General features: G+C 71.2%; 29 protein-coding genes. 12 read left to right on the forward strand and 17 right to left on the reverse strand.

The features are described from left to right. Positions 1-36 precede the first annotated feature (36 nt). On the reverse strand, positions 37-729 hold the full coding sequence (locus tag ACQPZX_RS24535; protein WP_433384845.1) for a hypothetical protein: 693 nt from the start codon (positions 727-729) through the stop codon (positions 37-39). Positions 730-830: 101 nt separating this feature from the next. Between ACQPZX_RS24535 and ACQPZX_RS24540 the strand changes: the two genes are divergently transcribed. Beyond that, a complete protein-coding gene (locus ACQPZX_RS24540; RefSeq protein WP_433384847.1) occupies positions 831-1,487 on the forward strand; it encodes a class I SAM-dependent methyltransferase in 657 nt (218 codons plus the stop codon). On the opposite strand, the gene ACQPZX_RS24545 is transcribed toward ACQPZX_RS24540, so the two are convergent. Both ACQPZX_RS24545 and ACQPZX_RS24550 read right to left on the reverse strand, forming a co-directional pair. Beyond that, the gene (locus ACQPZX_RS24545) at positions 1,450-2,217 is read right to left on the reverse strand and encodes a VOC family protein (RefSeq protein WP_433384850.1); all 768 of its coding nucleotides are present in this window, start codon (positions 2,215-2,217) and stop codon (positions 1,450-1,452) included. The two genes, ACQPZX_RS24540 and ACQPZX_RS24545, sit on opposite strands and share 38 nt — an antisense overlap. Before the next feature lie 93 nt (positions 2,218-2,310). Then, positions 2,311-3,150 (reverse strand): phosphotransferase, encoded by an 840-nt coding sequence (locus ACQPZX_RS24550; protein WP_433384853.1) that lies wholly within the window; start codon positions 3,148-3,150, stop codon positions 2,311-2,313. 414 nt (positions 3,151-3,564) lie between these two features. Here ACQPZX_RS24550 and ACQPZX_RS24555 point away from each other — a divergent pair, with 414 nt between their 5' ends. Next, on the forward strand, positions 3,565-3,720 hold the full coding sequence (locus tag ACQPZX_RS24555) for a hypothetical protein (protein WP_433384856.1): 156 nt from the start codon (positions 3,565-3,567) through the stop codon (positions 3,718-3,720). Between the two features lies 1 nt (position 3,721). Here the strand turns inward: ACQPZX_RS24555 and ACQPZX_RS24560 are convergent, their stop codons facing one another. After that, entirely contained in the window at positions 3,722-4,477 is a 756-nt protein-coding gene (locus ACQPZX_RS24560) for a DinB family protein (RefSeq protein ID WP_433384858.1), read from the reverse strand. Positions 4,478-4,818: 341 nt separating this feature from the next. Here ACQPZX_RS24560 and ACQPZX_RS24565 point away from each other — a divergent pair, with 341 nt between their 5' ends. After that, positions 4,819-5,772, forward strand: coding sequence for a tyrosine-type recombinase/integrase (locus tag ACQPZX_RS24565; RefSeq protein ID WP_433384860.1), 954 nt, complete (start codon positions 4,819-4,821; stop codon positions 5,770-5,772). Here ACQPZX_RS24565 and ACQPZX_RS24570 read toward each other — a convergent pair. The 3 genes from ACQPZX_RS24570 to ACQPZX_RS24580 are packed head-to-tail and all read right to left on the reverse strand — an operon-like array spanning position 5,769 to position 7,540. Further along, complete coding sequence (locus ACQPZX_RS24570) at positions 5,769-6,686, reverse strand: phosphotransferase (RefSeq protein WP_433384863.1); 918 nt, start codon at positions 6,684-6,686, stop codon at positions 5,769-5,771. The genes ACQPZX_RS24565 and ACQPZX_RS24570 overlap by 4 nt on opposite strands. 4 nt (positions 6,687-6,690) lie before the next feature. After that, entirely contained in the window at positions 6,691-7,110 is a 420-nt protein-coding gene (locus ACQPZX_RS24575) for an organic hydroperoxide resistance protein (RefSeq protein WP_433384866.1), read from the reverse strand. A 10-nt stretch (positions 7,111-7,120) separates the two neighbouring features. Next, a complete protein-coding gene (locus ACQPZX_RS24580; RefSeq protein WP_433384869.1) occupies positions 7,121-7,540 on the reverse strand; it encodes a MarR family winged helix-turn-helix transcriptional regulator in 420 nt (139 codons plus the stop codon). Between the two features lie 69 nt (positions 7,541-7,609). On the opposite strand from ACQPZX_RS24580, the gene ACQPZX_RS24585 reads away from it, so the two are divergent. Beyond that, positions 7,610-8,119, forward strand: a complete 510-nt coding sequence (locus ACQPZX_RS24585) for a GNAT family N-acetyltransferase (protein ID WP_433384872.1) — start codon at positions 7,610-7,612, stop codon at positions 8,117-8,119. On the opposite strand, the gene ACQPZX_RS24590 is transcribed toward ACQPZX_RS24585, so the two are convergent. Continuing rightward, entirely contained in the window at positions 8,046-8,870 is an 825-nt protein-coding gene (locus tag ACQPZX_RS24590; RefSeq protein WP_433384875.1) for an endonuclease/exonuclease/phosphatase family protein, read from the reverse strand. The genes ACQPZX_RS24585 and ACQPZX_RS24590 overlap by 74 nt on opposite strands. 118 nt (positions 8,871-8,988) lie before the next feature. Between ACQPZX_RS24590 and ACQPZX_RS24595 the strand changes: the two genes are divergently transcribed. Both ACQPZX_RS24595 and ACQPZX_RS24600 read left to right on the forward strand, forming a co-directional pair. Continuing rightward, a complete protein-coding gene (locus tag ACQPZX_RS24595; protein WP_433384878.1) occupies positions 8,989-9,450 on the forward strand; it encodes a heme-degrading domain-containing protein in 462 nt (153 codons plus the stop codon). A gap of 40 nt (positions 9,451-9,490) precedes the next feature. Beyond that, on the forward strand, positions 9,491-10,471 hold the full coding sequence (locus tag ACQPZX_RS24600) for an NAD-dependent epimerase/dehydratase family protein (protein ID WP_433384881.1): 981 nt from the start codon (positions 9,491-9,493) through the stop codon (positions 10,469-10,471). Here ACQPZX_RS24600 and ACQPZX_RS24605 read toward each other — a convergent pair. The 6 genes from ACQPZX_RS24605 to ACQPZX_RS24630 form a co-directional block, all read right to left on the reverse strand. Further along, the gene (locus ACQPZX_RS24605; RefSeq protein ID WP_433384884.1) at positions 10,451-11,413 is read right to left on the reverse strand and encodes a threonine ammonia-lyase; all 963 of its coding nucleotides are present in this window, start codon (positions 11,411-11,413) and stop codon (positions 10,451-10,453) included. The two genes, ACQPZX_RS24600 and ACQPZX_RS24605, sit on opposite strands and share 21 nt — an antisense overlap. A 9-nt stretch (positions 11,414-11,422) precedes the next feature. Next, entirely contained in the window at positions 11,423-12,268 is an 846-nt protein-coding gene (locus ACQPZX_RS24610; protein ID WP_433384887.1) for a sigma-70 family RNA polymerase sigma factor, read from the reverse strand. A 103-nt stretch (positions 12,269-12,371) separates the two neighbouring features. Next, on the reverse strand, positions 12,372-12,983 hold the full coding sequence (locus ACQPZX_RS24615) for a response regulator (RefSeq protein WP_433384889.1): 612 nt from the start codon (positions 12,981-12,983) through the stop codon (positions 12,372-12,374). Then, the gene (locus ACQPZX_RS24620; protein ID WP_433384892.1) at positions 12,980-14,092 is read right to left on the reverse strand and encodes a sensor histidine kinase; all 1,113 of its coding nucleotides are present in this window, start codon (positions 14,090-14,092) and stop codon (positions 12,980-12,982) included. The genes ACQPZX_RS24615 and ACQPZX_RS24620 overlap by 4 nt, the downstream gene beginning before the upstream one ends. A 21-nt stretch (positions 14,093-14,113) precedes the next feature. Continuing rightward, on the reverse strand, positions 14,114-14,836 hold the full coding sequence (locus tag ACQPZX_RS24625) for an ABC transporter permease (RefSeq protein ID WP_433384895.1): 723 nt from the start codon (positions 14,834-14,836) through the stop codon (positions 14,114-14,116). Between the two features lie 50 nt (positions 14,837-14,886). Next, positions 14,887-15,825 carry an ABC transporter ATP-binding protein gene (locus ACQPZX_RS24630; RefSeq protein WP_433359309.1) on the reverse strand — a complete coding sequence of 313 codons (939 nt, stop codon included), beginning with the start codon at positions 15,823-15,825 and terminating at the stop codon, positions 14,887-14,889. Between the two features lie 89 nt (positions 15,826-15,914). Here ACQPZX_RS24630 and ACQPZX_RS24635 point away from each other — a divergent pair, with 89 nt between their 5' ends. Continuing rightward, a complete protein-coding gene (locus ACQPZX_RS24635; RefSeq protein ID WP_433359310.1) occupies positions 15,915-16,439 on the forward strand; it encodes a 2'-5' RNA ligase family protein in 525 nt (174 codons plus the stop codon). Here the strand turns inward: ACQPZX_RS24635 and ACQPZX_RS24640 are convergent. From ACQPZX_RS24640 to ACQPZX_RS24650, 3 genes are all read right to left on the reverse strand, one after another. Continuing rightward, positions 16,404-17,108, reverse strand: a complete 705-nt coding sequence (locus ACQPZX_RS24640; RefSeq protein ID WP_433359311.1) for a Clp protease N-terminal domain-containing protein — start codon at positions 17,106-17,108, stop codon at positions 16,404-16,406. The genes ACQPZX_RS24635 and ACQPZX_RS24640 overlap by 36 nt on opposite strands. Positions 17,109-17,163: 55 nt before the next feature. After that, positions 17,164-19,050 carry a GTP-binding protein gene (locus tag ACQPZX_RS24645; RefSeq protein WP_433359312.1) on the reverse strand — a complete coding sequence of 629 codons (1,887 nt, stop codon included), beginning with the start codon at positions 19,048-19,050 and terminating at the stop codon, positions 17,164-17,166. A 130-nt stretch (positions 19,051-19,180) separates the two neighbouring features. Beyond that, positions 19,181-19,528, reverse strand: coding sequence for a DUF6204 family protein (locus tag ACQPZX_RS24650; RefSeq protein ID WP_433359314.1), 348 nt, complete (start codon positions 19,526-19,528; stop codon positions 19,181-19,183). A 933-nt stretch (positions 19,529-20,461) separates the two neighbouring features. Between ACQPZX_RS24650 and ACQPZX_RS24655 the strand changes: the two genes are divergently transcribed. The 5 genes from ACQPZX_RS24655 to ACQPZX_RS24675 all read left to right on the forward strand — a co-directional run bounded on the left by ACQPZX_RS24655 (position 20,462) and on the right by ACQPZX_RS24675 (position 23,899). After that, positions 20,462-20,971, forward strand: coding sequence for a GNAT family N-acetyltransferase (locus ACQPZX_RS24655; protein ID WP_433359316.1), 510 nt, complete (start codon positions 20,462-20,464; stop codon positions 20,969-20,971). 103 nt (positions 20,972-21,074) lie between these two features. Continuing rightward, the gene (locus ACQPZX_RS24660) at positions 21,075-21,782 is read left to right on the forward strand and encodes a hypothetical protein (protein WP_433359318.1); all 708 of its coding nucleotides are present in this window, start codon (positions 21,075-21,077) and stop codon (positions 21,780-21,782) included. Positions 21,783-21,815: 33 nt separating this feature from the next. Then, the gene (locus ACQPZX_RS24665; RefSeq protein ID WP_433385418.1) at positions 21,816-22,628 is read left to right on the forward strand and encodes a DUF72 domain-containing protein; all 813 of its coding nucleotides are present in this window, start codon (positions 21,816-21,818) and stop codon (positions 22,626-22,628) included. Between the two features lies 1 nt (position 22,629). Next, positions 22,630-23,436 (forward strand): endo alpha-1,4 polygalactosaminidase, encoded by an 807-nt coding sequence (locus tag ACQPZX_RS24670; RefSeq protein WP_433359320.1) that lies wholly within the window; start codon positions 22,630-22,632, stop codon positions 23,434-23,436. 13 nt (positions 23,437-23,449) lie between these two features. Then, positions 23,450-23,899 carry a dCMP deaminase gene (locus ACQPZX_RS24675; RefSeq protein ID WP_433359322.1) on the forward strand — a complete coding sequence of 150 codons (450 nt, stop codon included), beginning with the start codon at positions 23,450-23,452 and terminating at the stop codon, positions 23,897-23,899. The last annotated feature ends 4 nt before the right edge of the window (positions 23,900-23,903 follow it).

Raw genomic sequence — 23,903 nt, forward strand, 5'->3', positions numbered from 1 at the left:
GCCTGTCGAGCCGCCTCCCAGCCCCGCAGCGACCGGTTACCCCTTGCCGCCCGCCTCCCCGAGCTCCGCCAGCCGCGCCTCCACCTCGGCCAGCTCGGCCCGTAACCGCTGCGCCTGCTGCTCCGCCTCGGAGCGCTCGGCCGCCAGGATCTGCTCGACCGCCTCCTGCACCCCGGGCACGTCGACCAGCGACACCATCCGCAACGCCTCGGCGGGCCGCACCACATACGGCTTCGCCAGCACCTTCGACCCCTGCGACGCGGACACGGTCCACTCGCCCTCGCCGTAGCCCAGGGTCACGGTCAACGCCGGCCCGGGTTTGGATTTGGCCGGCCGGGACGCCTTGCGGGGGGCCGGGGGCGGCGCTGCCTCCATGACTTCTCCACTCTTGCGTGGCGCCGGCGCGGCGGCCGGCGGTTTCTCGATCGGCTTGTCGATCACGAACTCGGGTGTCGGGGCGGGCGGAGGCGGCGGTGGGGGAGCAGGGGCCTTCTTCGCCGCCGCCCCGCGCGGCGCGACCCGCAGATCGGCGGGGGAGAAGGGCAGCTCGTCCTTGCCGAACCGCACCACCACCCACTCGTCGGCCGCCGGATCCTCCAGCGCCACGACCTGCCCGATCTGCCCGGCGATCTGCCCGGCCGTCTCGGTGAACTGCACCCGCGGCTTGCGCCCGGCGGCCAGCCCGTCACGGATAGTGGAAAGCTCGTCGGTGCTCAACCCCCGGGCCATCAACCCACCTGCCTCACTCGTACGTTTGTGCGAATCTTTCTATCAGGACCCACCGACAATTCGCTCGCCGCCACACCGGCCACCCCGATACGGTCCCCGCCATGGACGTCCTCGCCGAGCAACGCGACTACTACCGCCACCGTGCCCCCGAGTACGACCAGTGGTGGCAGCGCCAGGGCCAGTACAGTCTGGACCCCGAGGCGGAGAAAAGCTGGTTCGCCGACATCGCCGAGGTCGAGCAGGCCCTCGACCAGTTCGCCCCGGCCGGCGACGTCCTGGAGTACGCGGCCGGCACCGGCTGGTGGACCGAGCGCCTGACCCGCCACGCCCGCCACGTGACCGCCGTCGACGCGAACGCCGAGACCCTCCAGATCAACCGCCGGCGGGCAAGCGGCAACGTCACGTACCTCACCGCCGACATCTTCGCCTGGACCCCGCCCGAGGCAGCGTTCGACACGGTCTTCTTCGCGTACTGGCTCTCACACGTACCCGAAAACCTGCTCTTGACCTTTTGGGGCAACGTCCGGCGAGCCCTGCGCCCCGGCGGCCGCGTCTTCCTCATCGACAGCTACCACCACGAGCGCCTCCCCGGCGACCTGCAGCAACGCCGCCTCAACGACGGCCGCCAGTTCCAGGTGATCAAGCGCTACTGGCAGCCCGCCGAGCTCGAGGCCACCCTCGGCTGGCGCCTGAAAGCCAAGATCACAACCAACCGCCAGATCATTCACGCGTACGGGACACCGGCGCTCGACGAGTGACGCAGTACTCCCGCCCGGCCGGATCCCGCAGCGTCGTCCAGTCCCCGGGCACCCGCCGCACCACCGTGGCACCCAGTTCGGCATGCCGCTCGACCTCGGCCTCATGCCCATCACAAGCCAGATCCAGGTGTACGCCCGCAGCACGGCCCCCAGTCCGCTGCAACAGCAAGCGCAACGGCAACGCCGGCCCACCCTGCAGGAACCGGAACTCCGGCAGATCCGACGCCCGGTGCTCCCACCCGGTCAGCGCCGCCCAGAACTCCACCTCCGCGTCATACCCGGCAGCCGGAATGTCGAGCGCCACCTGATCCACCACGCTCGCCTGCCCACCCGGCCACCGCACCGCCGCCGGACGCACGCTCTCCCCATGCCACGGCACCACGCAGAACACGATCCCGGCGGGGGAGCGCACCACGGTATGGCTCTCGGCAACGTGCACGACCGACGCGCCCAGCGCCACCGCCTCCGCGACACCCGCCGGCACGTCGTCCACATGCAGATCCAGATGCGCCCGCGCCGGACCGTCCCCGACCACCTGCACCCGCAGACACGCATCCCCGTCCGCCGGCACCAGCGTCGCGAACACCCCGCCCTCACGCCGCGCCGACAACGTCGTCCCCGTCACCGCCACCCAGAACGCCTCGACGTCAGCGGACGCCTCAACGTCAGCGGACGCCTCAACGTCAGCGGTTGGCGAATCCAGGAACCCGGTGATCCAGCGAACCAGCATCGGCCGACCTTAGCCGAGACACTCCGGCCCTGGCGCCGTCAGCCCGGTGCCGACTCCGACGATCCCCCCGCCGACCCGGATAGCCGCCCGCCGCTACCGGCCCGGGGGAGAGGGGAGTACCGAGAGCAGCACATCAAGGCCGGCAGCAAGCCCTCGCAACTCCGCGAGCGTGCGTTCCGCCTCGCCGGGCTGATGCTCCGCCACGTAGTCCAGCCACCCACCCTGCGCCGCCACCCAGCCTCCGAACACCCACGGCTCCGCCGGCACCACCCGCCCGTAGGCCCCGACCCCTTCGGCGAACGCCCCCGGATCACCACCCGACCAGTCCAACGCCACCGCCACCACCTCCTGGACCGCACTGACCGGCCCGGCCGCGTCCCAGTCCACCGCCATCAGCACCCCATCCACGCCCAGCAGCGTGTTTTTCCGATCCAGATCCCGATGACTGTCCACCACCAGCACCCGCGCAGGCTGCTCCGCCACCCGCCGAGCCAGCCCCGCCACCTCCGCACCCCACCGCCGCCCGTCCCACCCGCCATCCACCGCCGGCGCCCATCGGGGCTCACCCGCCGCATGAATCCGCGCCAGCAGCCCCGCGGCGTCCCGCACCGAAGCCGCCCCTTCCCGCGACTCCACCCACCGGTGAGCGCGGTACAACGACCCGTCCACCGCCACCAAAGCCCGCCCACCCTCCGACAGCGGCTCCGGCATCGGCACCCCCGACCGCCACGCCCGCCACTCCACCCCGAACGACGCCTCGACGTTGCCCACAAAATCGGGCCGGTCAGCGTTCACCACCATCCGCTTGACCGCAAAAACACCCTCTGCGGTCGTCACCCGCCACAACTCGTTCGACAACCCACCCGGCACCCGCACCGGCGCCCCCACCGGATCCCCGAGCCCGAACCGCCGCATCACCCGCCCCGACACCACACACCGACCGTAGACTGTCGTGAGTGGATGATGAGCTGACCCCCGCCCAGCTTGACGCACTGCAGAACACGGAAACCGGCGACCGCGAGGTCCTGGTATCGCTGCTGCGCGAGCGCATCGGACGATGGCCGTGGTGGGACAGCGCCTGGCAGGTAATCAAGATCCAGGATGTGCAACTCCGGCCGTACAGCGAATGGCAACGCACCGTCACCGTCGACGGGACGATCAGCCGGGACGGGGGAGAGGAACTGCCGCTGTCGGGCTACATACGCCTGCTGGGGTCACGGCTCGACCGGTTCGAGGTGCGGGGTAGCAGACACGCTGATCGGGCCCCCGATCCGCTACAGCGACCCGCACCCGTTCGGCCCGATCTTCAGCGCGCTGATGGACCGCCGGGGGATCTCCCGGGAGGAAATGGCTTACCGCTGCAAAATCGCCCAGTCGTCCGTAGCCAAGATGCGGGCCGGGGTCCTCGTGCCCCAACAGCCGGACCGTGTGGCCGCCCTGGCCGCGGCGCTCGAAATGCCGGTCGGCGACCTCAAGGCCATCCTGAGTCTCCCCGACGACTGACTCACGGCTCCGACAGCACCGCCAGATCCCGCTCCGCATACAACCGGTGCTCCCACTCCTCGTTCACAACCGTCAGCAGACACTCCCGCACCGGGAAACTCCGCGCCGGCGGCCACGCGTCACCCGCCACCGGCACGGTCTCCGCCTGCAGCCCCTCATCGGTCAGCGACGCCAGAAAATCACGCACCCCCGCAACCCGGTCGGCACGCAGAGCCACCACCTCATCCAGCGAAGGCCGCACCGCCCGGTCACGGGGGACACCCGGCGTCTCCGCCATCTCGTCCCACGGCAGATCCAGCGGATCCCACGGCGCCGGATCACCCAGAATCGCCCGCCGCACCCACGCGTCCGTCGCGAACACCAGATGCCGCAACGTCTCCACGAACGACCACTCGCCACCCACCGACTCGTGCAGCAACGCCGGATCCAGCCCCCGCGCCCGATCCACCGTCCCCGCCCACAACCGCTCCAGCAGCGCCCACGCCTCCCGGAACCCCGCCGCATCCGCCGGACGCATCAGCGCCCGCTCCGGATGACGCCGATTCAGCTCCGCCTCCACCAGTGGCCCGATCTCCACCCCGTTGACGGTCACCCGCCCGATCTCCCCGCTGATGTCCACATCGCTGAGCGTCGCGCCCCTGATCCGCACCCGGAACAGGTCGACACCGCGCATCTCCAGATCGTTGAGATCGCACGCCACGAACCGCGCGCCGGTGAAGTCGGCCCGCTCGAAGCGGGCGCCCACAAAGTCACTCATGCCGCGCACCCTAGCGACCCCCACCGACAAAAACGCATCGATCATCTGTCAGGTCGATAATTGACATTATGTAAACCAGAAGAAGAAATCCATCACACGTACGAGTACGGGCCCTGACCCCACCACAGCACGCCCGAGCCCCGCCCGCGGCGGCTATCGGGCACGTGCTCGACGCCCGCAGCGCCGCACACCACCAAACCGCCGGCGGCTGACCCAGCACCCAACTTCGACGTGGCGCCGGCACGGGAATCACCACAGCCCGATCACCCACGCAAACTGCCTGATCGACGCCGCCCGCCCAGATCTACGCAAATACGTCGGAATGCTGCATAATAGTGCTTATGCAGGACGGACAGGATGTTGACGTACCGGCGCTGGTGGACGACTTCCTGGCGGCCCGCACCACCCGCAAGCCGTCAGCGCACACCCTCGACGCCTACCGGCGAGACCTCCACGCGGTCCTGGAGCTGATCGGCCCCGCCCCGATCACCTTGAGTGACCTCTCCCCCCGCTCCCTACGCGCGGCCTTCGCCCGTTTTGCCGCAAACAGGGCTCCCGCTTCGGTCTCCCGGGCCTGGTCCTCCTGGAATGCCTTCTTCACCTTCCTGGTCACCGAGCAGCTGCTCCCGGGCAACCCCATGTCCGCGATCGACAAGCCGAGAATGCCCGCCTACTCCCCCAAACCCTTGCGAGGCGAGGACACCCCCGAGCAGTTACTCTCCGCTGTCAGCCAGCGGGATGAGCGCCAGCGCGACCCGTGGCCCGAGCGCGACCTGGCGGTCCTGGCCTTGGCGCTCTGCGCGGGTCTGCGGCTTTCCGAGATGCTGGCCCTGCGTTCCGGCGACATCCTCGGCCGCCCCGGTGAGCGCCGCGTGGAGGTTGCCGGCAAGGGCGGTCGTCCGCGCACCGTCCCGATCGAGCCCGAGCTGGACGAGTTGATCGAGCGTTACCAGCAGACCCGCCGCGCTCGTTTCGGCCGTTACGACCCGAGGGATGCCCTGCTGGTGGATCGCGCCGGTGTCCCGCTGAAGCGGGGTGGCCTGCAGTATCTGGTGGAGTCCTGTTACCGCCGGGCCGGCATCACCGATCGTGTCCCGCGTGGCGCTCAGTTGCACGCGTTGCGTCACACGTTCGCGACCCGCTTGGCGGAGGACGGCGCGAACGCTTCGGAGATCATGCGGTTGCTGGGTCACGCGTCGTTGACGACGTCGCAGGGCTACATCGAGGTGACCGCCGAGCAGCAGCGGGCGGCCGTCCGCGCGAACCGGACGAATCGTGCCCTGCGGGGCCTCTAGCCCAGGTGGGTGATCAGGCGGCTCACCAGGGGCCGCAAGGCGTGAGCTCGTGCCCGGCGCCACGCGGAGATGCGTGGCATGACGGGTGTGTCCGCAACCGTGGCGGCGCGGATGGTCCACATTCCGGCGAGCCCCACGACGAAGCGCGACGCGTCGGTTGGCAGCGTTTTCAACAGTCGGTAGGCGCGGTCGTTGGCCGCCTCGGGGCCGAGGGTGTGTCCGGTGGCGACGATGTCGGCGGCGAGTTGGGCGAGGTCGATCCAGGGGGCGCCGGCGGCGGCGTAGGCCCAGTCGAGCAGCACCGCGGTGTCGGAGACCGCGGTGTTGTCGAGGCGGATGTCGCGGTGGACGAGGGCGTCGCCGGCGGTCCATCGTTCCCATCCGGCTACGACTTCGGCGGCCGGTCCGGCGTGGCTCTTCTCCCAGTCGTCGCTGGTGTCGAGCTTGGGCAGGCTGTTCCAGCCGTCGAAGTAGAAGATGCGCGAGGCGACCGGGGGCAGGGCCTTCGGCGCTCGGTGCCGGCTTGCCGTGCGGCATGCCTCGGCGACGGCCGCGATCGAGGTGTCGGTCCACGCTCCGCCGGTGGTGCCGGGGGCCCAGGTGGTGGCCATGGCGATCCAGGGCCCGTGTTCGACGGTGGCGAGGCGTCGTGGCGCGGGCACTGTTGCCGGGAGGATGTCGAGGATCGCGGCTTCCTGCCGGATCATGGCGTGGTTGTGGACGCGGGTGTCGGCGGAGACGGCTTTGACGAAGACTTGCCGGCCGTCGGCGAGCCGGAGGCCGGCGGCCGGGCCGGGTGACATGCCGCCGTGCAGGTCGGTGTGGCCGGCGATGGGGGCGCCGAGCGCCCGGGCGACAGCCGTCCGTACGGGTTCGGGGGTGTCGGCCCAGGCGGCCCGGGGTGTGAAGGTCACCGGCTCAGGCGAGTGCCAGCTGGACGTCGATGTTGCCGCGGGTGGCGTTGGAGTACGGGCACAGCTGGTGGGCGGTGTCGAGGAGCTGGCGTGCGGTGGTCTCGTCGACGCCGTTGATCTCGGCTTCGATGGTGGCTTGGAGCTGGAAGCCGCCCTGGTCGTTGGGGCCGACGCCGATGTCGATGGTGACGGCGGTGTCGGTGAGGGTGACTTTGGCGAGGCGGGCGGCGGCTTTGAGGGCGCTGTGGAAGCAGGCGGCGTAGCCGGCGGCGAAGAGCTCTTCGGGGTTGGTGAGGTGGCCGCCGGGGCCGCCCATCGCCTTGGGGACGGCGAGGTCGAGGTCGAGGACGCCGTCGGCGGAGCGGACGTGGCCGTTGCGGCCGTCGCCGGTTGCGGTGGCGGAGGCGGTGTAGATGGCTTCCATGGATGCCCTTTCAGTGTGCGGTGATGCGGTTGAGCAGGGTGTGGAGCTGGCCGAATTCGTCGAGGGTGAGGCCGGCGGCGCAGGCGATCTGCTCGGGCAGCGCGGCGAGTTGACCTTCGAGGGAGGAGCCGGACGGGGTGAGGTGGACGAGGACGGTGCGCTCGTCGGCGGTGCCGCGCGAACGGCGGATGCGGCCGGCCGTTTCGAGGCGTTTGAGCAGGGGGGAGAGGGTGCCGCTGTCGAGACGCAGGGCCGCGCCGAGATCACGGACGGTGATGGGCTCGCGGTGCCAGAGGACGCGCATGACGAGGTATTGCGGGTAGGTGAGGCCGGCGGCGTCGAGGGCCGGCCGGTAGAGGGCGGTCATGGCGCGGCTGGCGGCGTAGAGCTCGAAGCAGATCATCTGCTCGAGTCCGGTGGTTGCCTCCATGCCGACAATGATTGTGCACAACTTAGTTGTGTGCAACCGGTGTGGCGATGATCACCACTCTGTGTGAGCATGCGTGGCGTGCCGGAGATCCGATTTGTGAAGCTCTCCCCCGCGGTGCTGACCGCGCTGGTCGAGGGCGACCTGGCGGCCGCGAGCGCGGGCGCGGGCATCACGTTGAGTCAATACCTGGTGGAGGAGAGCTGGCTGTGGGAGATCCGCCTGGAGGACATCGAGCTCAACCCCGAGGCCGCTGACTGGATCGCCCGGGCGGCGGTGGCCGGCGGCGTGGTCGTGGGCCACGGGGGTTTTCACGGCCCGCCGGACGCGGAGGGGGTGGTCGAGGTCGCCTATTCGGTGGACCCGGAGCACCGGCGCAAGGGATACGCGAAGGCGATGCTGCGGGCGCTGCTCGAGCGGGCCGACGCCGACCCGGCGGTGACGGCGGTACGGGCGAGCATCCGGCCCGACAACCTGGGGTCGCGGGCCACGATCGCCGGCTTCGGGTTCAAGAAGATCGGTGAGCAGTGGGACCCGGAGGACGGCCTGGAGGACGTGTATCTGCGTCCAGCTGCACAATGAGCGGCCGGTGGTCGGAGACGGGCGGGTGCGGGGTGCACACCTGAACGACCCGGCCGAGGCGGTCGCCGCCGCGCGGGTCCGCGAGGATGTGGTCGAGCTGGGCGCGCGGGGACGGGCTGGGAAAGGTGGGGGCCTTGCCCAGGGGTTTCCAGCCGGTGACGGCGCGGACCGGGCCGGTGGGCATGTTGAGGTCGCCGAGCAGCACCCGCGGGCCGGGCATGCCGCGCAGCGCGCGGACGGCGTGGCGAAGTTGCCGCAGGTTCCAGCCGGGGACGAACGACAGGTGGGTGGTGGCGACGGTGAGCTGCCCGAGCGGGGTGTCGAGGACGGCGGCGAGCAGCACCCGGGGCTCGTCCTTGAGCAGCCGGAACCCGTCGTCGCCGGTGTAGACGGGCGAGCGGACCGGCGCGCCGGGCAGGGCGGTGATCTGCCAGCGGACCACCGGGTAGCGGCTGACCAGGGCGATCCCGTACAGCGGATGGATGTTGTCGTCCTCGGAGGCCCACGCTTTCCAGGTCTCCCCCGGCGTGCCGGCCACGGCGGCGGCGAAGCGGTGGGTGGGTGCGCCGAGCGCGTCGGCGGCGATGGCGGTGAGGTCGAGCAGGCCGCTGCGGGGCTGGGCCCGGTCGACCTCCTGCAGGCCGAGGACGTCGGCGTCGAGGTCGGCGATCGCGGCGTGGACACGGTCGGCGTGTACCGTGCCGTCGGACAGCGACCGGCCGTGCAGCAGGTTGAAGGTCGCCAGTCGCACGAGTACCGACCCTAACGAACCGGGAGGCGCCGGTGTTCATCAAGTTCCTGTGCTGTTCGATGATGGTCTTCGTGGCCGTCGCGGCGATCGGCCTGTGGTTGCAAAAAGCGAGGCGTAAATGAGTGCGGAGCTGATCGCGGAGATCGAGCGCCAGGAGCGGGAGCTGGTGTTCGACCGGTTCGACGAGAACGACGCCTGGAAGCTGGGCCAGATTCTCGTCGAGAAAGCAACAGGCAAGCCGGTCGCGATCGACATCCGGCGTGGCGCGCAGCAGCTTTTCCATGTGGCCCTCCCCGGCGCCGTGGCCGACAACGACCGGTGGATCGAGCGGAAAGTCCGGGTTGTCGAGCGCTTCGGCGTCTCGTCCTACTTGTTCGGCCGGCGTCTGGCCCGCGACAACAAGGACCTCAACCCCGGCATGGGCCTCGATCCCGCCGACTACGCCGCTCACGGCGGCGCTTTCCCGGTACGGGTGGCAAATGTCGGGATTGTCGCGGTGGTGACCGTCTCCGGTCTCCCCCAGGCCGAGGACCACGCCCTCGTGGTGGAGGCGCTGACCCGGTTGCGCTCTGAGCGATAGCCCTTCCCGGAACCGCAAGCATCGGGCATCGTCGATCGCCATGAAGCTGCTGATACTGGGTGGGACGGGTTTCGTCGGCCGGGCGCTGGCCGGTGAGGCGGTCGCGCGCGGTGACGACGTGACGGTCTTCAACCGCGGCTTACGTGGCTCCCCGCCCGGGGTGCGGGTGCTGACCGGTGACCGGCTGGCGGCGGACGGGCTGGCCGCGCTGCAGATCGACCAGACCTGGGACGCGGTGGTGGACACCTGGTCGGCGGGCGCCGGTGCGGTCGGGCGCACCGCCCGGGTGCTGTCGGGCAGAGCAGGGCATTACACGTACGTGTCGAGCCGCTCGGTCTACAAGTGGGGCACCCCGGTCCCGCTGACCGAGCGGGCGCCGCTCGCCGACCCGCGCGAGCCCGGGTATGCGGGCGACAAGGTGCGCGGCGAGCTGGCGGCGGCGGATTTCGGCGGGCCGCTGCTGCTGGCCCGGGCCGGGCTGATCCTGGGACCGCACGAGGATGTCGGCCGGCTGCCGTGGTGGCTGCACCGGCTGGCCCGCGGCGGCCCGACGCTGGCGCCGGGTCCGCGGATCCTGCCGCTGCAGTACATCGACGCCCGCGACCTGGCGATCTTCATCCTGGACGCGGGCGCGTCCCGGCTGACCGGGGCGTACAACGTGGTGAGCGAGGCCGGGCACACCACGATGGGTGAGCTGCTCGACATCGGCAACCAGGTGACCGGCGGGCGGGCGCAGTTGCGCTGGGTGGATCCCAAGATCATTGACGCGTACGGGATCCAGGCGTGGACGCAGCTGCCGATCTGGCTGCCGCCGGGGCCGGATCACGACTTCCTGCACCGCGGTGACGTGTCGAAGGCGCTGTCGGCGGGGTTGCGGCCCCGGCCGGTGTACGACACGGTCGCCGACACGTGGCAGTGGCTGCGCTCGCTGGCCGGGGACGCGCCGCGGCGCACCGACCGCGGCGATGTGGGCCTGGACGCGGCCCTGGAGGCGAAGATCCTAGGCGAGCAGTTCCGCTAGCCGGGCGGCGCCGACGTTGCCGCCGGAGATGATCACGCCGATCCGGGCGGGCACCGGGCTGACGTGCCCGGCCAGCAGCGCGGCGACGCCGGTGGCGCCGGACGGCTCCATCACCAGCTTGAGGCGGTCGACGGCGAAGCGCAGGGCGTCGCGGATCTCGTCGTCGGTGACCAGCACGATCTCGTCGACGAGCCGCTTGTTGATCGAGAAGGTGAGCTCGCCGGGGATGGGGGCGGCCTGCCCGTCGGCGATGGTGCGCGGCACCGGGATCCGCACCCGCTCCCCCGCGGCGAGGGACTGCCGGGTGTCGTCGCCGGCGGCCGGCTCGACGCCGATCACGCGGATGCCGGGCTTGACGCCCTTGGCGGCGGTGGCGCTGCCGGCGATCAGCCCGCCGCCACCGACCGGCACGACGATCGCGTCGAGGTCGGGGACGTCTTCGAGCAGCTCGAGCGCGGCGGTGCCCTGCCCGGCGATCACGTCGGGGTGCTCGTACGGCGGGATCAGGGCGAGCCCGCGCTCGGCGGCGAGGCGCTCGCCGAGCTCCTCGCGGTTGCCGGTGTACCGGTCGTACGTGATGATCTCGGCGCCGTAGCCGGCGACCGCGTCGAGCTTGGCGGCCGGGGTGTCGGCCGGCATCACGATCACCGCGGTGCTGCCCAGCTCCTTGGCGGCCAGCGCCACCGCCTGGGCGTGGTTGCCGGACGAGTACGCGGCGATGCCGCGGGCCAGCTGGTCGGGCGACAGTCGCGAGATCGCGTTGTACGCGCCGCGGAACTTGAACGCCCCGCCGCGCTGGAGGTTCTCCGCCTTGAGGTGGATCTCGGCGCCGGTCAGGGCGTCGAGGGTGCGGGAGCGGATCACGGGGGTGCGGTGCGCGGCCCCCGTGATCCGCTTCGCGGCGTCCCGGATGTCCTGCAGGGTAACGACTGTATCGGTCACCACTCGATACTAGGCAACCTTGCGCAACCCGTGGGCGTCGGTGGCGGCCAGCCGGGTGGACAGGGTGCTGCGGGCGGCGATCTGCGCGGCGTAGACGGCGCGGCGGCGGGCGACGCAGCCGTCCTTGGCGTTGCCGGTCTCCTGCTGCTCCATGTGGGTGGCCAGGCCGTCCTTGAGCAGGGCCAGGGCCTCCGTGCGCAGCTGCGAGACGCGGGACTCGGTGACGCCGAGCTCGGCGGCGACCTCCGAGAGCGGCCGCTCCTGCAGGAACGACGCCTCGACGACGAACCGCAGCCGCTGCGGCAGCACGGCGACCGCGTCGTGCAGGTAGCCGATGCGCTCGCGGTGCAGCAGCAGCTCCTCCGGGTTCATCGAGGTCTCGGTGACCATGTCCTCGGCGGTGCCGACCGCGAAGCCCTGCAGCGACAGCACGGAGGCGCGCTGCACGTCCTCGTCGACGTTGGCGAGCTCGGAGACCGCGACACCGAGCAGCTCGGCCAGCTCGGTCGGGGTCGGGGTGCGGCCGAGCTGGGTGGTCAGCTCCTGCCGGGCGACGTCGGCGCGGCGGGCGCGGGCCCGGACCGAGCGGGTCGCCCAGTCCATGCTGCGCAGCTCGTCGAGCAGGGCGCCGCGGACCCGGACGGCGGCGAACCGGCCGAACGGGATGCCGCGCTCGGCGTCGTACGCCTGCGCGGCGGTGACCAGGGCGGTGTAGCCGGCCGAGGCGAGGTCGTCACGGTGCACGTGGGGCGGGACCTTGAACAGCATCTCGCGGACCATGTGGCCGACCAGAGCCATGTTCTCGCGGATCAGTGTCTCCTGCTCGCGGGTGACGGTCTTCGTTGCGGCGCTCATGTTCGGTTCCCCCCTGTGTGGTTGCGGGGTGAACTTTTCGCGGCGCCGGGTGCAACGAACGGTCACTCACGGTTGCGGGCCGGTTGCATCGGTTTTCAAAACCTCAAGAAAGCAGCCAGCCGTTGTCCAGGGCCAGGCGCACGGCCTCGGCGCGGGTGCGGGCGCCGGTCTTGCCGATCGCCGACGACAGGTGGTTGCGCACGGTGCCCTCGGACAGGTGCAGCGCCCGGGCGATGTCGGCGACCGTGCCGCCGTCGCGGGCGGCGCGCAGCACGTCGCTCTCCCGTTCGGTCAGCGGCGACTCGCCCTGAGCCAGCGACTGGGCCGCCAGCTCCGGGTCGACCACCCGCAGACCCTCGTGGACGCGGCGGACGGCGTCGGCGAGCTGCCGGGCCGGGGTGTCCTTGACGACGAACCCGGACGCGCCGGCCGCCATGGCCTGGCGCAGATAACCGGCCCGGCCGAACGTGGTGACCATCAGCACCCGTACGGAAGGAAGGTGTTTGTGCAGCTCACGGGCGGCCGCGACCCCGTCGAGGCCGGGCATCTCCACATCCAGCAGGGCCACGTCGATCTCGTGGTCGCGGGCGGCGGTCAGGACCTCGTCGCCGCGGCCGACCTCGGCGACGACCTTGATGTCGGGCTCGAGGTCGAGCAGGGCCGCCATGGCGCCGCGCACCAGCGCCTGATCATCGGCGAGCAACAACTTGATCATGTGGGGACCTCCACGCGTACCCGAAAACCCGCCTCGCCGTCACGGCCACCCGCCGTGAGGTGACCGCCCAGCGCTTCCGCCCGCCGGCGCAGCCCGGCGAGACCTTGCCCGCCGAGCCCGATCTGCCCCTCGAAGATCCCGTCGTCGGTGATCTCCACGCTGCCCGGGGCCAGCACCACCGAGGCGTGACGGGCCTTGCTGTGCCGCACGATGTTGGTGACCGCCTCCCGGATCGTCCAGGCGAACAGTTCCCGGTTGCGGCTCGGGATCTCGTCGGCCGCGCCCGGCAGCGAAGCCTGGACGTTCGCCGCCGCCAGGGCCTCCTTGGCGGCGGCGATCTCGCCCGGCAGCGAGATCCCGCGCATCCCCATCGCCGTCGACCGCACGTCGGAGAGGGCGTCGCGGGCGAGGCCTTCGAGGTCGGCGAGCTCCTTGCGGGCCCGCTCGAGGTCGATGTCGAGCAGCCGCTGCGCCAGCTCCGCCTTCACGGTCACCACGGTCAGCGAGTGGCCGAGGATGTCGTGCAGGTCGTTGGCGATGCGGGCCCGCTCGTTCTGCACCGCCAGATCCGAGATCTCCTGCTGCGCCACGAGCAGCCGGCTCTGCCGCTCGGACGCCAGCCGGATCCCCCAGGTGGCCAGCGAGCCGAGCAGGACGGCCAGGCCGTAGCCGTTGTCGTCCCAGCCCGGCACCGTGGCCGGCAGCGACTCGGCGGCCGCGGTCAACAGCGCCGCCAGCGGGACCGCCATGTTCAGCGGCAGCGCGACCATGCCGAACGCCGCGATGTACACCAGGCAGGTCAGCGCGTGCGCGCCGGCGCCGGGGATCTGCAGGCCGAACAGCACCAGCATGACCACGATGCCGATCGAGGCCCGCAGGACGAAGGGCTTGGCCCGGCTCGGCGAGCGGCGTACCAGGCTCGCGAGCCGGACCGAGTAGAGATAGGCGGCGGCGAAGACGACCACGGCGACCAGGCCGACCGTGCGCCAGAGCATGTTCGGCTGCTTGGTCAGGGCGTTGACGGTCTCCCCGAGGTAGAACAGCCAGACCGAGGCGAAGATCCACCCGTACTTGCGGCCCCAGTCGGGCCCGGTCGCCGGCGCCACCATGGCCATGAACCTATACCGGCCTCAGACGCGGGCGGTGTCGCGGCGGAACCGCCACATCGCGCCCAAGGCGAACAGCGTGGTCCAGACCACCACGTTCAGGGTGGCCAGCCACAAGTTGCCGTCCTGCACGAGCGGGTAGCGGGCGATCTCGCCGACCCCGTACACCGGGGTGAACTTCGCGATCGTCGCGAACGTGTGGCCGAGGTTGTCGACCGGCACGAACAGCCCACCGGCGAACGACAGCACCGCGAGCACCGGGCCGAGGATCTGCATCACGTTCTCGCTGGGCAGCAGGTAGCCCATGAACAGGCCGAACGCGGCGAACACCAGCGCGCAGACCCAGGCCAGCAGGCCGCACCAGATCCAGGCGTGAGCCGGCAGCTTCGCCCCCGAGACGCTGCCGACCGCGAACGCCACGGCCACCGACACCAACCCGATGATCATCGCGAGGACGAGCTTCACGGCGATGTAGGCGACCGGCTTGAGCGGGGTCAGCCGCAGCTGCCGGCTCCACCCGGCGGCCCGCTCGATGGAGACCATCGCGCCGCCGCTGGTGGTGGCCAGCATCGCGCCGTACACGGCCATGCTGACCAGGATGTACCCGGTGACGTTGCCGCCGCCGGCGGCCTCGGTCTTGCTGGCCGAGTTGGTGCCGAACAGCAGGAAGAACGCCGCCGGCATGACGAGGGTGAAGATGACGGTGCGGCGGTTGCGCATCATGCGCCGCAGCTCGAGCTTGATCATCCCAAGGTTGAAGCCACCGAAGCGCGGGAGACTTCTTTCGGCAATAACGGTCATTTCGCCGGCTCCTCGTCCGCCGTGAGGGTCAGGAAGGCCTCTTCGAGGTTGCGCGAGGTGATCTCCAGGTCCCGCGCGGACGTCTCGTTGAGCAGGTACCGGGCGATCGTGTCGGTGTCGCGCCCGTGCAGGTAGACGGTGTCGCCACGGATCTCCGCCGTGTCCACCCCCGCGATGGACTGCAACTCGGGCTCAGTCGCGCCGGGGAGGGTGGCCCGCACCGTGCGGCCGGACGCGAGGGCTTTGACCTCGGCCGCGGTGCCGTCGGCGACGATCCGGCCGCGGCGCACGAAGACCACCCGGTCCGCGTACGCGTCGGCCTCCTCCAGATAGTGGGTGGCGAAGATGACCGTGCGCCCGCCCTGGGCGTCACGGCGGATCGCCTGCCAGAAGTCGTGCCGGCCGCCGACGTCCATCCCGGTCGTCGGCTCGTCGAGGATCAGCAGCTCCGGGTCGGGCAGCAGCGCCATCGCGAACCGCAGCCGCTGCTGCTGCCCGCCCGAGCACTTGCCGACCAGGCGCTTGCCGATGTCGGCGATCCCGGCCCGCTCCAGGGCCTGGGCCGCGTCCTTCTCCTTGCGGCCGAACAGCACCGCCGTCAGCCGGACCGTCTCCTCTACCGTGTAGTCCTTGAGCAGCCCGCCGGTCTGCATGACCGCCGAGACCAGGCCGAGAGCGACCGCGTCGTGCGGCTTACGGCCGTACACCTGAACCGTGCCCTCCGTGGGCTGGGCCAGGCCGAGAAGCATGTCGACGGTGGTGGTCTTGCCGGCCCCGTTCGGGCCGAGCAAAGCCACCACCTCGCCGGGTCGGATCCGCAGGCTGATGCCGTCGACGGCGGTCACCGCGCCGAAGCGCTTGACCACGCCGTCCAGGTCGACGGCCGGCGCCGCGGCGCCGCGGGCCGTCATGTCGGTTGAGGCGGTGAGCGTCATGTGCTCATCGTGATCCCGGCGGACCCCGCGCCGAGGGGCCACGCGTCATCTCGCGCCCATGACATACGTCAGGGGGTCAGAATGTATCGATGGAACCGACCCACAGCGCGTTGATCATCACCGTTCCCGAGGCCGAGCCGGTCGTGGCCCGGCACCGCGAGCGCCTCGACCGGGCCGCGTCGTGGGGAGTGCCCGCGCACATCACGGTCCTGTTCCCGTTCCTGCCGCCCGCCGAGATCGACGAGCACGTCCTGGAAGTGCTGGGCCGCGTCGCCGCCGGCGTGCCCGCGTTCTTCCTGACGCTCGACAAGCTGGGCTGGTTCGGCGAGCGCGTCGTCTGGCTCGCGCCCAGCCCCGCCGAGCCGTTCCAGCAGCTCACCGCCGCCATCAGCGCCCGTTTCCCGGCGGCGCGGCCCTACGAGGGCGCCTTCGACGAGGTGATCCCGCACCTGACCCTGGGACACGACCACCCGGCCCGCGAGCTCACCGCCGCCGCCGAGCAGGTCGCGCCCCAGCTGCCCATCCATGCCCGCGTCGACGCGCTGCGCCTGATCACCGGCCGCCGGGAGGCCGGCGAGTCATGGCTGACCCGCGGACTGTTCCCCCTCGGCTGAGCTCAGGAACTCGTCCACCTTCGCCTTGAGGACGCCGAGCCCGGTCAGGGTGGGCTCCTGCTCCTCCAGCAGGGCGAGCAGGATGTGCCCGGTACCCACCGCCTGGTCGCCGAGGCGCAGCGCCTCCCGGAAGGTCAGCTCGAGAACCTTGCGCGCCCCCGCGTCGTAGGGGACCAGATCGGGCGCCTCCCCGGCCGGCGCGGGCAGGCCGGCGTTCGCCGCGCCGCGCACGGCATCGAGATCGAACCCCTGGGCCACGAGCGCTCCCGCCCCCAGACCTTGCGGCACATCGAGTACGCCCAGCAGCAGGTGACCCGCGACGATCTCGGCGTGGCCGCCCGCCTTGGCCTCGTTCATCGACGCGACCACCGCCATCCGCGCCGGGGCCGAGAACCGCTCGAAGCCCTGGTCGCCCTTGGCCACGAACCGCTTCTGGGCGGCCTGCTTGGTGACGCCCATGCTGCGGCCGATGTCGGTCCAGGACGCGCCGGAGCGCCGGGCCTGGTCGACGAAGTGCCCGATCAGGTGGTCGGCGAGATCGCCCAGGTGGTCGCCGAGCAGCACCGCGTCCTGCAGCTGCTGCAGCGGCTCGTCCGGGCGGGCCCGGTTGATCGCCGTGATGAGGTCGTCGAGCCGCACCGGCGGCATGGTGTGCATTTGCTCCGTCATGCCGTCAACCTTAGGTTGACGATCGCGCCTTCGTCAACCTGTGGTTGACGCGGCGTCACAGGGTCCTCCGCACGACGCGCAGCAGGTATTCCTTGCGGTCGAGCGGATCCGGCCCGGTCCGCTCCCGCGCCGGCCGCCGCCCGCGGACCGGCGCGTAATGGGCGAAGGCGCTGTCGAGCACGCCTTCGCCGCGGGTCAGCGCCGGCAGCCGCCGCTGCAGCTCGTGCACCTTGGCCGCCGGGATCTCCCCGTCGATCCCGTGCACGCCGGTCGCCAGGGGGACCGCGCCGAGCCGGGCCAGCAGCGGCAGCACCGCCGGCACCGTGTCCGGCGGCATCTCGGCGGTGAACGAGTGGATCGGCTCGTGCACCACGGTTCCCGCCCGCCGCAGCGCCGCCATCAGCACCAGCGGCGTGAGCTGCCGGAAATCTCCGGCCGTGCTGGACATGCTCTTGTCGAACACCGCGTGCGCGTGACTCTGCCGCGCCGAGTACCCCGAGTGCGTCATCGTGACCGCGCAGTCCGGGACCGGCCAGCCGCGCAGCCCCTGCCGCAGCGTCTCCCGCACGGTCTGCTCGACCGCCGCGAAGAACGCCGCCGGCATCGACCCCGGCTCCACCGCCAGGTCGAAGGTCACGCCGTCGCCCGGCCGCACCCGCAGCCCGACGGTCGCGAGGAACGGGTTCGGGTCGACCTTGTTGAACTCGACCGCGCTCCCCTCACCCGCGAGCCGCTCGACATGCAGCGTGGTCGTCTCCCGGAACGACACCTGCAGCCCGTACTGCTCGGCCAGGGTCGCCTGGATGACTTCCTTCTGCACCTCGCCGTAGAGCGACACGTACACCTCGCGCCGCTCGTCGTCCTGCCGCAGGTTGATCAGCGGATCCTGTTCGGCGAGTTCCGCCAGCGCCACATGAAGGTCGCCCTTGTGCTGGGGTTTCGCGACCACGGCGGTCTCCAGGCTGGGAGGGGCGAATTGCGCTTTCTGCGCTTTTCCATCCCGTACGCCAATGGTGTCGCCGATTTTGATCTTTGTAAGTCCTCGGACGGTCCCGATCTGTCCCGCCCCGATCTGGGGACGTGTGACCGTGCCGCCGTCCGCGAACACCCTGATCCCGGTGACGCGATCCGCCCCGACCATGTCCCGCACCTGCAGCGCGCCGCCGAACATGCGCAGATAGGCGATCTTCTCGCCGGCCGGCCCGCGGTCAACCTTGAACACCGTGCCGCTGACCTCGCTATTTTCCCCTTTGGTGGGGAGAAGGGCGGTGATGCCGTCGATCAGCTCGTCGATGCCGGCGCCGGTGATGGCCGAGCCGAAGAACACCGGATGCACCTCGTCGTGCGCCCTCGGCGGCGGTGGCGGGCGTTCCTCGACCAGCGCGGCGAGCACCGCGTCGTCGTGATCGGCCAGCCGCAGCCAGTCGATCTCCGCCTGGACGGCGGCCTGCCGGGTGCCGAGACTGTCGACCCGGCTCATCGGCACGATCGCCGGCGCGACCCGGGCCGCGATCTCGTCCAGCAGATCGTCGAAGCGAGCGCCGGTCCGGTCGACCTTGTTCACGAAGATCAGCGTCGGGATGCCCAGCCGGTGCAGCGTGCGGGCCAGGACCCGGGTCTGCGCCTGCACCCCTTCGACCGCCGAGATCACCAGCACGGCGCCGTCGAGCACGCCGAGGACCCGTTCCACCTCGGCGATGAAGTCCGGGTGGCCCGGGGTGTCGATCAGGTTCACCGTCATGCCGCGCAGCCGGAACGACACCACCGCCGACTTGATGGTGATGCCGCGGCGGCGTTCCAGCTCGAGCGTGTCGGTGCGGGTGCTGCCCGCGTCCACACTGCCCAGTTCGTCGATGACTCCGGCGGCGTAGAGCAGCCGCTCGGTGAGACTGGTCTTACCGGCGTCGACGTGCGCCAGAATGCCGAGATTGAGCGTAGCCAAGCGTCATGTCCCTCACGGTGAGCCGGATTCCTTCCAGGTCGGACATGAACGCAGCTCGCATCGTGGTCTCTCTTCGCTCGGCTTCCTTGTACCCCTATTCGACGCAGCCCGCGCCGACGCGGCAACCGATTTACCGCCGGGCTTCCCGCTTGCCCCGCTTACCGAGCGGCACCTCCGACAGATCAACGGTCTGCGACGTCACGTTCTTGATCGGATACCCGCGCTCCGCCATCCACGCCGCCGCCTTGCGTTCCGCCCCCGCCGTGATGGCCGGAATTTCTTCCTGCTCCTCGGCCTGAGCTACGAACCGGAACGTGAAGAACGGCCGGGCCGGCAGGTCATAGGCGAGGTAGCCCTCCGGGGTGTACTGCGTGTTCATGAAGTCGTGCTCAGCCTGCGCCGCGACCAGCTCACCCATTTGCGGCTCACTGAGCCCGTCAAAGGCCCCACGCACCGTCACCCGGATAGTCCGGCTCATGTCCCCACCTTTCCCGTCACCACTACCGCCGGCCAGTATCCGGCCCCCCGCCCCTCCCCGACACCGATTTCCGCCGGCCCAGCCACCCTCTGCAGCCCTCGCCGGGGTTGAGCCGGGCTGAGAGGTCCGGGACGCTTCCGGCCGCCCCCGCACGCGGCCATCCGCTGTGCGCAGCCCGGGTCCTCCGCTGCGTGGCTGGTCACGACCATCCGTCGCACGCGGCCCGCGACGGCCATCCGGTGTGGGCGGCCGGTCACGGCCATCCGTTGTGGGCAGCCCGCGACGATAATCCGCCACCTCCAGGCCCGTCGACGCCCGACTGCACCGGTTGCGACCGTCCGAGACGCACGATTGCGCAGCGTGCCTCGTGCTCGGCCTCATCCCGGCTGCACCTACCCGCCCGCGGCGCGCTGATCGCCCGGCACCCCGTCTGCGTGCCAAGCCCTCAATCCGGCCGCCCTGCCCGACCACCCTCGACCCGGCAGCCCGGCGCGACCGCGGTGCGCGACACGTCGCAGCGCCCGTCCTGCCCGCCCAGCCCTCACCCCGGCCGATCTTGATGATCTGCGGTTAAGCGCGCGCAGCAATTCATCATCCGCAGCCACCCTTGATCAACGCTCGACGGATATAAACGGATTTTCCCGGCACGGCGTCCATTCAGTGGAACGCCTGCCCAATAGCCGCGACGCTCAGCCAGCATGCGGGAGCGGCGCCCACGATCTGAGCGCCGCTGCCACATCGCGGGATCTGCCATCCTCGGGAGCGAGGCGCACTACCCACCTCAGCCCACCACCTCCCGCGCGTGGCATCCCGGCCCGGCCACCCGCTCACCGCGACGGGGCCGCTGTCCTCGCAAGCACCACGAGTGGCGTTGTCCACATTCGCGGTTATCCACAGGCGACGGTCCCACGCCGCACGATCTCGCCATTTTTCATGGACAATGGCCTGCGGGGGCTTCACCTGATCGAGCCCGTAGGCCTCCTCCGCTGGCGCGAATGGGGACACCCACCCGAGCCCACCGCCCCCGCCTTCTGGATCGACAACGCCCGCCGCGAGGCCGGCCGCGACTCGCTCCCCTTCACCTTGATCGCCCTCGACCCCGCCGGCACCCCCGTCGGCGTAGTCGGCCTGGGCGACTTCGACCAGGACGACCTCCGCGACCACACCCCGTGGGTCATGGGCATGCTCGTCTCCCCCGCCCGCCGGGCCCAGGGCATCGGCCAGGCCTTGCTCGAAGCCCTCGAACTCCATGCCGCCGCCCTGGGCCACCACCGGCTCTGGGTGGCCACCACCACCGCCACCGGCTTCTACCTGCGCTGCGGCTGGCAGCTCGTCGGCCCGGTGACCACCGCCGCGGAAGGACCGATGACCGTCCTGACACGGACTCGGGGTGCGACTAGCCCAGCTCACCCGCTGCCACCATGCGGACATGCGCTTCCGTGAATACGCGGACAGACCGCGTCAGACCTCTACCTACCGCCCGCCGCAGCCGCGGGCCTCGTTCACCGGGCTTGCCCCGGCGCCGGTCACCGGGCATGACCGGTGGATGCGTGACGACATCAGCAGCGGGATCCTCGACGCGCCGCCGGGCGCGCCGCGGGCCTGCGTGTTCGGGGAGATCGAGCAGGCCGGCTTCCGGGACGCGTTCTGCGTGCTGGTCGACGACGACGGCAAGCTCGAGTACCAGGTCGAACGGGGCGCGGGCTCCGTGGAGGTGGACCGGGACCTGGCGCTGATCGCCCGGCACGCGCTGGACCGGCTCATCGTGAACCCGGGGAGCCGGCTGCACAACGGGCTGTTCCGAGCCGCTGTGTGGGCGGCGACCGCGGCGCCGGTGCGCACGCAGACCTCCGGGTTGCTGTGGGTCGCGACCTTCGACGCGTCGGGGGACGACGCGAACCGCGTACCCGATCTGGCTTCTCTGTTGCCGGGTGACCGGCACCTGGCCGCGGCCCTCGCCCGGATGCTGGCGTCGCCGGTGGATCTCGCCGCGCAGCGGGCGTTCGACGAGGCGACCGGCGCGGCGGCCGCGCGGGCGGGGGTGCCGGCGCCGCGGCTGGACCTGACCCGGACGGTGCTCACGGCGGCGGGCGTGACGTCGGCGCTGCTGGGCGACGCGGACACGACGCGGACGGCGACGATCGCGGAGATCGCGGTGACCGGGCTGTGGCCCGAGGACGGCGACCCGCTCGGCGGCAACCCGCCCACGACCCCGGTGCCCTGGCAGGGATTGGAGTGGCAGCTCATCCGATAGCCTGGCCGGATGCGGCTGCGGGTGGGATGCGCGATGTGGTCGCTCAAGGCGTGGCAGGGCCGGTTCGTCGAGCCGGGCCTGCCGGCGGGTGAGCGGCTGCGGGCGTACGCGGGATGGTGCGATGCGGTCGAGGGCAACACCACCTTCTACGCGACACCTTCGCGGGAGACCGTGGCGTCGTGGGCGGAGCAGACCGACCCGTCGTTCCGGTTCGTGCCGAAACTGCCCCGCGCCGTGACCCACGAGCGGCGGCTGGGCGACGCGGAGCTGCGCGACTTCTGGCATGCGATGGAGCCGCTGGGTCCGCGCGCGCACGCGTACTGGATTCAGCTGCCGGGGTCCTTCGGCCCCGGCGACCTGGGGGTTCTGGAGAGCTTTCTGCGCAAGCTTCCGGTCTCTTTCCCGTACGCCGTGGAGGTGCGTCACCCGGGTTTCTTCGAGGCCCCGGCCGCGCTGGAGGCCGTCCTCGAAAGGGCGGGCGCCGAGTGGGTGCCGTTCGACACCACCGCGTTCTTCGCCGCGCCGCCGACCAGCGACGCGGAACGGGACGCGTGGACGAAGAAGCCGCGGATGCCGCTGCGCACGGTGGCGCTGACCGGGCAGCCGATAGTGCGGTACCTGGGGCGCGACGCCACGTCCGAGACGGTGGCGGGCTGGCGGAAATGGGTGCCGATCGTCGCGGGGTGGCTGCGGGAGGGCCGGTCGCCGACGGTGTTCGTGCACACGCCCGACAACGCGGACGCTCCCGCGCTGGCCCGCCGGTTCCACGACGAGGTGCGCGTGCTGGTGCCCGAGCTGGAAGCGCTGCCGGTTCCCGTACCCGTCGAGCCCTTGACCTTGTTCTGAGGTGAAGATCCAGCCGGTCGCCGTGATCCTGCTCGCCGCGGGGTTGTCCGCCGGCTGCACGAAGGAAACGACGGTGAGCCCGCCGACGTGGGAGAAACCGCCGGCGAATGGGCGCTTCGACTATCAGATCGGCGGCGCGTATCCGCCGGCGGCGGGGGTGCGGATCGTCGACCGGGACCGCGGCGCGGCGACGGTGACCGGGCTGTATTCGATCTGCTACGTCAACGCGTTCCAGACGCAGCCGGGCGAGAACGCCTGGTGGGAGCGGAACCACGAGACGCTGCTGCTGCGCACCAAGGACGGCTACGTGGAGGACCCGGACTGGCCGGGCGAGCGCCTGCTCGACGTCTCCACGCCGGCCCAGCGCTCGGCGGCGGCGAAGATCGTCGGGGAATGGTTCGCGCAGTGCGCCGCGAAAGGCTTCCGGGCGGTCGAGCCGGACAACCTGGACTCGTGGACCCGCTCGCACGGGCTGCTCACCCGGGACGACGCCGCGGCGTACGCGAAGCTGCTGGTCGCGGCGGCGCACACGTACGGGCTCGCGATCGCGCAGAAGAACACCGCCGACCTGCTCGGTGCCCCGATCGGGTTCGACTTCGCGATCGTCGAGGAATGTGCGGTGTACGACGAATGCGGGGACTTCGTCGACGCGTACGGGAATCAGGTCTTCGAGATCGAATACACGGACAGCGGCGCGGACGCGTACGGGAAAAGCTGCGCGAGCATCGGCAGCAAGATCTCCATCGTCCTGCGCGACCGTTCGGTCGTCCCGGCGGGCACCGCCGGTTATCACTACGAGTGGTGCTGACTAGTCTGGCGCGATGCACGCACCCGACGACGCCCGGTGGATGGCCCTGGCCGTCGGCCTCGCCGCCCGATCGCCCCGCTCGGCCAGCGCGTTCGCGGTCGGTTCGGTGATCGTCGGCCCGGGCGACGCCGAGATCTCCCGCGGCTGGTCCCGCGACACCGACCAGCTCGTGCACGCGGAGGAGTCCGCGCTGCTCTCGGCGGCCGGGTTCGACCTGTCGGAGGCGACGCTGTATTCGACGCTCGAGCCCTGCTCGAAACGCGCGCACCGGCCGCACGCCACCTGCACCGCGCTGATCCTGGCCGCCCGGATCCCGCGGGTGGTGATCGCCTGGCGGGAGCCGGACATCTTCGTGACCTGCGAGGGCGTGGCCCTGCTGACCGCCGCCGGGGTCGAGGTCGTCGAGCTTGCGGCGTTCGCGGCGCAGGCCCGGGCGGTCAACGCCCACCTGCCCGGTCTGTAGTGGA

The organism is Actinoplanes sp. CA-142083 (assembly GCF_050942195.1).
Classification (GTDB): Bacteria; Actinomycetota; Actinomycetes; order Mycobacteriales; family Micromonosporaceae; genus Actinoplanes.

Bases quoted from the DNA above. Each gene is read 5' to 3' on its own strand.
- ACQPZX_RS24555 (WP_433384856.1), top strand. From the start codon at position 3,565: ATGGCTTACCGCTGCAAAATCGCCCAGTCGTCCGTAGCCAAGATGCGG.
- ACQPZX_RS24665 (WP_433385418.1), top strand. From the start codon at position 21,816: ATGTGGTCGCTCAAGGCGTGGCAGGGCCGGTTCGTCGAGCCGGGCCTG.
- ACQPZX_RS24575 (WP_433384866.1), bottom strand. From the start codon at position 7,110: ATGGAAGCCATCTACACCGCCTCCGCCACCGCAACCGGCGACGGCCGC.
- ACQPZX_RS24535 (WP_433384845.1), bottom strand. From the start codon at position 729: ATGGCCCGGGGGTTGAGCACCGACGAGCTTTCCACTATCCGTGACGGG.
- ACQPZX_RS24595 (WP_433384878.1), top strand. From the start codon at position 8,989: ATGAGTGCGGAGCTGATCGCGGAGATCGAGCGCCAGGAGCGGGAGCTG.
- ACQPZX_RS24565 (WP_433384860.1), top strand. From the start codon at position 4,819: ATGCAGGACGGACAGGATGTTGACGTACCGGCGCTGGTGGACGACTTC.
- ACQPZX_RS24610 (WP_433384887.1), bottom strand. From the start codon at position 12,268: ATGAGCGCCGCAACGAAGACCGTCACCCGCGAGCAGGAGACACTGATC.
- ACQPZX_RS24585 (WP_433384872.1), top strand. From the start codon at position 7,610: ATGCGTGGCGTGCCGGAGATCCGATTTGTGAAGCTCTCCCCCGCGGTG.
- ACQPZX_RS24675 (WP_433359322.1), top strand. From the start codon at position 23,450: ATGCACGCACCCGACGACGCCCGGTGGATGGCCCTGGCCGTCGGCCTC.
- ACQPZX_RS24630 (WP_433359309.1), bottom strand. From the start codon at position 15,825: ATGACGCTCACCGCCTCAACCGACATGACGGCCCGCGGCGCCGCGGCG.
- ACQPZX_RS24635 (WP_433359310.1), top strand. From the start codon at position 15,915: ATGGAACCGACCCACAGCGCGTTGATCATCACCGTTCCCGAGGCCGAG.
- ACQPZX_RS24640 (WP_433359311.1), bottom strand. From the start codon at position 17,108: ATGACGGAGCAAATGCACACCATGCCGCCGGTGCGGCTCGACGACCTC.
- ACQPZX_RS24625 (WP_433384895.1), bottom strand. From the start codon at position 14,836: ATGATCAAGCTCGAGCTGCGGCGCATGATGCGCAACCGCCGCACCGTC.
- ACQPZX_RS24655 (WP_433359316.1), top strand. From the start codon at position 20,462: ATGGACAATGGCCTGCGGGGGCTTCACCTGATCGAGCCCGTAGGCCTC.
- ACQPZX_RS24650 (WP_433359314.1), bottom strand. From the start codon at position 19,528: ATGAGCCGGACTATCCGGGTGACGGTGCGTGGGGCCTTTGACGGGCTC.
- ACQPZX_RS24620 (WP_433384892.1), bottom strand. From the start codon at position 14,092: ATGGTGGCGCCGGCGACCGGGCCCGACTGGGGCCGCAAGTACGGGTGG.
- ACQPZX_RS24580 (WP_433384869.1), bottom strand. From the start codon at position 7,540: ATGGAGGCAACCACCGGACTCGAGCAGATGATCTGCTTCGAGCTCTAC.
- ACQPZX_RS24660 (WP_433359318.1), top strand. From the start codon at position 21,075: ATGCGTGACGACATCAGCAGCGGGATCCTCGACGCGCCGCCGGGCGCG.
- ACQPZX_RS24545 (WP_433384850.1), bottom strand. From the start codon at position 2,217: ATGCTGGTTCGCTGGATCACCGGGTTCCTGGATTCGCCAACCGCTGAC.
- ACQPZX_RS24615 (WP_433384889.1), bottom strand. From the start codon at position 12,983: ATGATCAAGTTGTTGCTCGCCGATGATCAGGCGCTGGTGCGCGGCGCC.
- ACQPZX_RS24540 (WP_433384847.1), top strand. From the start codon at position 831: ATGGACGTCCTCGCCGAGCAACGCGACTACTACCGCCACCGTGCCCCC.
- ACQPZX_RS24560 (WP_433384858.1), bottom strand. From the start codon at position 4,477: ATGAGTGACTTTGTGGGCGCCCGCTTCGAGCGGGCCGACTTCACCGGC.
- ACQPZX_RS24600 (WP_433384881.1), top strand. From the start codon at position 9,491: ATGAAGCTGCTGATACTGGGTGGGACGGGTTTCGTCGGCCGGGCGCTG.